Origin of the sequence: Alteromonas sp. MmMcT2-2 (assembly GCF_022348305.1) — a bacterium.
Classification (GTDB): domain Bacteria; phylum Pseudomonadota; class Gammaproteobacteria; order Enterobacterales; family Alteromonadaceae; genus Alteromonas; species Alteromonas macleodii.
Window position 1 is genome coordinate 1 of sequence record NZ_JAKRFA010000085.1, and the last position, 6,926, is coordinate 6,926.

At 48.0% G+C, this 6,926-nt stretch carries 4 protein-coding genes; 2 read left to right on the forward strand and 2 right to left on the reverse strand.

All coding sequences use genetic code 11. The features are described from left to right. Window positions 1–62: 62 nt before the first annotated feature. On the reverse strand, window positions 63–314 hold the full coding sequence (locus tag MHM99_RS20545) for a DeoR family transcriptional regulator (RefSeq protein WP_286715962.1): 252 nt from the start codon (window positions 312–314) through the stop codon (window positions 63–65). A 219-nt stretch (window positions 315–533) separates the two neighbouring features. On the opposite strand from MHM99_RS20545, the gene MHM99_RS20550 reads away from it, so the two are divergent. Both MHM99_RS20550 and MHM99_RS20555 read left to right on the forward strand, forming a co-directional pair. Then, window positions 534–2,876: a TonB-dependent receptor gene (locus MHM99_RS20550; protein WP_187447813.1), complete on the forward strand. Its 2,343-nt coding sequence runs from the start codon at window positions 534–536 to the stop codon at window positions 2,874–2,876. A gap of 89 nt (window positions 2,877–2,965) precedes the next feature. Next, on the forward strand, window positions 2,966–4,993 hold the full coding sequence (locus tag MHM99_RS20555; RefSeq protein ID WP_187447814.1) for a phospholipase C, phosphocholine-specific: 2,028 nt from the start codon (window positions 2,966–2,968) through the stop codon (window positions 4,991–4,993). Between the two features lie 349 nt (window positions 4,994–5,342). Here MHM99_RS20555 and MHM99_RS20560 read toward each other — a convergent pair whose 3' ends face one another. Then, entirely contained in the window at window positions 5,343–6,881 is a 1,539-nt protein-coding gene (locus MHM99_RS20560; RefSeq protein WP_239220430.1) for a transposase, read from the reverse strand. Window positions 6,882–6,926 lie beyond the last annotated feature (45 nt).

Sequence of the window (6,926 nt, forward strand, 5' to 3'; positions counted from 1 at the left end):
TTAGGCTCCAAGCTGAAAGTAAACCACCTCCGCAGCCATTTATTGGTGTGGTCTACAGAGGATTATGTCTTTTTAGAGGGGAAAATCCCTAGAACCCCAATACGCTTTTTAACTCCGGCATTACTGTTAACCCGTTGCCAGTAAGGCGGCTCCAGCCGGGTTGCCGGTAAACGCACCCCACCATGAATTTTTTCTACCCGACCAGAAGACGCTAACAGCTTAATATCACGCCGAATAGTTTCTTCAGACACCGCAAACTGTCTGGATAGCTTTGACACGGACATTGACCGGTGTAACTCCACCAACTCAAGAATTGCTGTTTGTCAGTCTGCCATAGAAGCCCCTTTTATATTATGGCAATAAGTATATCCGGTTCCCGAGCACACTCAACGAAAAGCCACACAAAACCACAAAATGTCACAAATATTCACAAGAATTGTCATATTTCAGGCCTAATCTGACCACCCTAAATGTCGAGCGTGACCTTTCCGACATTCACAGTCATACATAAATCCCATACACAAGGAACTGAAATGAAAAAGCCTGGCTGCTTTGCGCTTTCACCACTAATGCTTGCAATGGCAACATCGGTAGCTACTGCCCAGAACAATCCTGAACAACAGGAAAAAACACAGAAACCTGAGCAAATTGTTGTTATTGGTCAGAAACAAACGTTTGCCTCAAACACTGTTTCAATGGATATGATTTCACGTCGTCCAGCGAATGCCTCGGTAAACACTGTGGTACAGGAACTGCCAGGCGTTATCGTTCAGGAAGCTGATACTTTCGGTTCTTCAGACTGGATGACCAACATCCGAATGCGGGGCTTTAATACCAGTAATGGCCAGATTGGTACCACGCTGGATGGCTTGCCAAACGGTGGCTCAGGCTACGGGGGGGGTAGTAAAGCCAACAAATTTATTGACGTATTCGATCTTGAAACCGTTGAGGTGAGTCAGGGTACCGCCGATATCAGTTCACGTTCCAATGAAGCCCTTGGCGGTACGCTAAACTTCATCACGACTGACCCAATGTCGGAACAAAACGTCAGCCTTTATTACATGGCTGGAGATCAGGATGCCAGCAAATTCCGTTTCCGCTACGATTCTGGTGAAATTGCTGAAAATACATACTTTTTCATCAGTGGCTCATCCTCTGAAAACAAGGACGTGTGGGATAACGCAGCCACGACCGAAAAAGATTACCTGACCGGTAAGCTCATCAGCGAAATCAACGGCTATAACATCACTGCATTTGCAACGTATAACGATTCTAACGAAAACGAGTACGAGTATATATCCCTTGAACAGTTCGCCGAGAATCCTCGCCATGATGCCCTGCACGCCAACTGGACTGGTCTGCCAAGCCTGGATGAGAACAACCGTAACGGCTGGCGAGCTCTGCGAGATAACCGTTTTTATAGCCTGAAACTGGATAGAGATTTTGGTGATTTCGCTTTTAACACCTCCGCTTACTTCCACCGTATGGAAGGCCGCGGCGACTGGATCCCACCTTACGTAACCGATGTAGATGGCGACGGCACATTAACCGCTGAATTATCCGGCGATACGCTTTACGGCGATTATAATGGCGATGATTTTTTCTTTGTAAACGCCGGCACTACTATACCAGGAACAGTGATGAGCAACTGTACGGGTCGATTTGGCTTAAGTGCGGCAAAGGATCCTGAATGTTATGAGGGCAATGTTGAACCAGTCAGCTCTTACCGCACCTCGAATTACTCAAACCGTCGCTACGGTCTGACCGGTGATGCGTCTTATAATTTTTCCACGGGGGATGTCGCCCACATTCTGCGCGTCGGCTTCTGGTATGAGAACTACGATGCAGATGTCACTCGTCAATGGCATCTGATTAATAACCCACAAACCAGCATTGAATTCAGCAAGACTCCATACTGGGTGCAATACAAGACCGAAGCCAATACTAAAGAACTGATGTACTACATTCAGGATAACATTGAATTCGGCCCTCTGGCTGCCAGTATTGGTGTAAAACAATTCCAGGTAGACACCACCGTCGATCATTTCTACAACGACGACCGCACAGGTCAGCTGGATAACACCTCTGATCCGCTGCTTTATCTGGGTGCAACATACACCACACCAATTGATGGACTGGAAGTATTTGCAGGGTACTCGGAAAACTACAAGTCCATCGTACCGGGCATTATCGATTCTGGTTTGTCTAACAACGAACTGGGTACCATTGATCCGGAGACCTCAGATAACATTGAATTAGGCTTGCGGTATAACAACCGTGACTTTAAAGCCGCTGTTACGTTCTATGATATCGAGTTCGATAACCGAATCGTTCAGCTCGATACCAGCGTACTGGAAGGTATTGACTACAAGGAAGAAGTGGACGGCTCTTATATTAATGCCGGTGGTCAAAAAAGCCAGGGCGTAGAATTGCTGGCCTCTTACCAGCTAACCAGTGCACTGCGTCTGTCAGGTTCTTACACATATGATGATTCAGAGTATCTGGGTACCGGTGATACCGGACTGGATGCGGAGTCAGGCATTGTAGCGGGTAACCGCGTATACGGTGGCCCGAAGAACTTTTACTCACTGGCGGTGGATTATATGGGAGATGCATTGAGCTCTGGCTTGTCTTTGCGCCACATTGGTGATCGTTACATCAACTTCGAAAATTCCGCGTCTGCACCAGCCTACGACGTGATTGACGCATACATTGGGGCGGATTTCACGGATGTGGTTCCACAGCTAAAAGAGGTGCATGTTCGTCTTAACGTCAACAACTTGCTGGACCGTGAATACATCATTGGTGTAGGCACCAACAGCGTTTACCCGGGTTCACCCCGCACCGTATCACTGACAATAGGCGCAGACTTTTAACTGGTCTGCCTTTAAATTGACATAATACGCCAATAGCATTCCTTCGCATCTCGCGAAGGAATGCATTTTTTCGGATTCAAGGTACTTATATGGCCGATATTAACCGTCGTCAGTTTCTCGCCGCCGCAGGAGCCACCAGCGCCTTCGCCGCGTTCCCATCTATTGCCCGGGCGCTTTCGATTCCTGCGAAAGTGAACACGGGTACGATAAACGATGTAGAACACGTGGTGATCCTGATGCAGGAAAACCGGTCATTTGATCACTACTTTGGTACCCTTTCAGGCGTTCGAGGGTTTTCAGACCCTTATCCGGCACCAGCGAAGGCAAGAGAGAAGCAACAGGCCAGAAATGTCTTTCTGCAGCAAAACACCACTAAAGCCGGACCGGAATGGGTGACACCGTTCCCACTGAACACCCGTCAGAACTTTGCCCATATGAGGGTTGAAGGAACCCCTCACTCCTGGCCAGATGCACAGTATGCCTGGGATCACGGCCGCATGAGCCAGTGGCCGGATGCCAAATATCTGCATGCCATGGGTTATTTCGAACGCGACGACATACCGTTTCAGTTCGCACTGGCCGAGGCATTTACCCTGTGTGATGCCTATCATTGCTCAGCTCATGTGGGTACCAATACTAACCGCTTATTCCTTTGGTCAGGTACGAATGATGGCAACGCACTAAATGGTGGCCCGGCAATAGGTAATTCTCACGATAACCTTCCTGAAAATGGCGGATACCCGGAAGCTTACACCTGGAAAACATATGTAGAGCGTTTACAGGAAGCTGGTATCGATTGGACCATCTATCAGGATATGGCAGATAACTTTACTGACAATCCGCTGGTCGGTTTCAAAACCTTTCAGGACTCGTTTGCTGGTCTGCCAGGCAGTGACCCCGAATTGGCCCGCCGGGGACTAACGACCCGGGCGCTGGACGCTCTGCGGTCAGATGTAAGCAACGGTGCGTTACCACAAGTGTCATACATAATCGCGACAGCGCAAGGCTCAGAGCATCCAGGGCCGTCCAGCCCGGCTCAGGGCGCGGCTTATATCGCCGAAGTACTTAATGCACTCACGGCCGTGCCGGAGGTGTGGTCGAAGACCGCCCTGTTTATTATGTTTGACGAAAACGATGGCTTTTTTGACCACATGCCGCCACCAGCCCCACCATCTCCTGGTGCAGACGGTAAGTTCGCTGGCATCTCGCAGATAGCGACAGAGGGTGAATACCACCAGCATTTTTCTGCAGCGGATAAGAATCTGGAACATGCCGATCTACTGGGCAACCCCTACGGTCTCGGCCCACGGGTTCCTGCGTATGTTATATCGCCATGGAGTCGTGGAGGATATGTGAGTTCAGAGGTGTTGGACCACACCTCAGTAATTCGTTTTCTGGAGCAACGCTTTGGTGTGACTGAACCCAATATTTCTGCCTGGCGCCGGGCAGTATGCGGTGATTTCCTCAACGCATTCGACTTTAAAACGCCGAATCACACAAGCCTACCGGTATTTCCGAATCCAGGTAATGACGCCCAAATGGCTGGGGAATTACCCGAGCGTACCGTGCCAACCATTCCAACTGATATGTCAATGCCAACGCAGGAAAAAGGGCGCCGCCCACAGCGGGAGAATTTGTACAACATTAATGTTGAGTTTGCTGCACAAGATGACTCGCTGAAAATAACGTTTATCAATACCGGTAGCCGCGCGACAGTGTTTCACGTGTATGATCGGTGTAATTTAGACGCCATTCCAAAACGCTTTACCATTGCTCGTTCCAGAAGTTATAGCGATACCTGGAAAGCTGCGGACGGAATGTACGATCTTCAGATCATGGGGCCGGAAGGTTTTCATCGTCGCATCTGCATACCTCGTGATCAATTGTTAACGCTCAATCATATTTCTTTGCGTATAACGCCTGAAGGTTGCTTCCTGACCACGCAAAAAGAAGGCTTTGCGGTAGCGCTGAATAATACAAAACGGGAACAAAAACCACTGCCAATTGCAGCGAGAATACCCGTACCATTCGATACCAACGGTCGATATGATCTCACGCTGTCACTTGGGGGGACCGAAACCGCTTTTATTGAGTGTGCAGGCCGGCTACCGGTTTAAGGTAAATAGCGCCGGAACATTCAGCAATTCGCATTATCACGATGACAACTCGCAGCCTGAGTTCGTCATCATGCCGGCCCCGGAAAGCTTCCTGTAAACTGCCGATTCCGCCCGGGTGATATGGTTAAGAGTATAAGAAATATTAACGCTATGTACTACCCACTGTGTCAGCTGTATTTAAGGCCAGTTGCACGTGTGTCAAATGGGTACTTTTCAGGAATCAGTGAAGTAGTTGTCATCAAGATAGACGCAATATAACTGGTCTTTGGTACTGAAATCCGCAATGAGATATGTGAAAGCCCTTACCTCAACATGTTGCATGTTCAAGTGATGGTCTGTTTTTTGTGCTTCATGCGCCAAAATCGAAGTCGCGTTGAATGATGTAGTCACTGAATGAGGCTGTGGCTGGTGGAGCTCGAAGTGGCGGCATTAGAGAATCGTTTTTTGCTTCAAGAAGAGTCTGCTTGTCAAGGTGCGCCAAAATCTTATGGATAACAGCCGGATCCGTAATACAAGTAATAATTTTGACGTTGGTTTTTTCACAAGCCTCACAGACTGTGATGTCAATATTGAATACTCTTTTTAACCTTTGTGCCCACGACATGCTTCGCGCATGGTATGGTTTATCTGAATCTTTCAGATGCTCTGCTAAGCGAGGGCTATTCTTACCGCGTTGTGAAGCCGTTACCTCGGCACGCACCTTAGCATTGGGAGCAAACACGCCATAAAACCTCGTAAGGTTTAGCCTCGGCACTGGCACCAGTGCCGCGAGCTTGCCTATGAAATCCAAGGGAGTAAAAAAGACATGTGTGGTACCGTCTTGATAGGGAGTTTTCAGTTGATATCTTACTTTTCCTGAATCGGTTAGACTCAATCGTTGCTCGCTTAACGCTGGCCTTGAGATATATCTGCATAGCCTTTCCAGTTTGTCAGTTTGATGGCTGTCTGCAAACACCCCAGCGTGTAAGCTAAAACCGTTTATTTGAGCTAATTGACCGTAATGTTGTTCGTCTTTGGCAGGTAAGGTTTGCAAGGCAAAGACTTTTTTGCCTGTATCTGGTCCTACAGCAATGCGGTAATTGACAGAGGCTGCTTGCAAGGGCAGTAAACTATCTTCGTCATCCATGGGTAAATCGAGAAATGTGTTGTCCATATCCCGTTGAACGAGCCCGGCCTTCTCCAAGTAGGTCGCGATGCGATGGCTAATGACATTCACGAGGGTTTCCATATCATTGTGGTTTGGTGCTTTAACGCACTTGAATTTGGACTGTCCACACTCCTGAGTGATAACGCCTTCCAAAAAGAGCATGTGAAAGTGAATATTGAGATTCAGTGCACTACCAAATCGCTGAATGTAAGTCACCGCTCCTGTGTTTGCTTGCTTCTTAAGATACCCAGCCCGATGCACAATATCGCAAGAAATAGCACGATGAATGATTTGCATGATTTTACTTAAGTGTTTGGGATACCTAGCTAGAAGTAGACGAAGCGGGATGGGTAAACTCAATACCCATTGGCGTACAGGGTAACCGTGAAGAACATCTTCAACTAACAACTTGGCACTTTCTGCCATCCTTCTTGCACCGCAACTTGGGCAAAATCCCCTGCGTTTGCAGCTGAACGCCAGCAGTTTCTCATGCTTGCAGTCGTCACAAACTACACGCAAAAAACCATGCTCAAGCCGACCACACCTAAGAAACTCTTCAAACTCTTTTACCACATGAAGTGGTAACGACTTCCCTTTTTGTGAAAGCTGCTTCTGAAATTCTGGGTAGTGGCGTTCGACCAATTGATACAGTAACGTCTGCTCTGGACGATGTCGTTTATAGGTATGAGGGGTTCTAGGGATTTTCCCCTCTAAAAAGACATAATCCTCTGTAGACCACACCAATAAATGGCTGCGGAGGTGGGTTACTACTTATAAGTGTGGCAA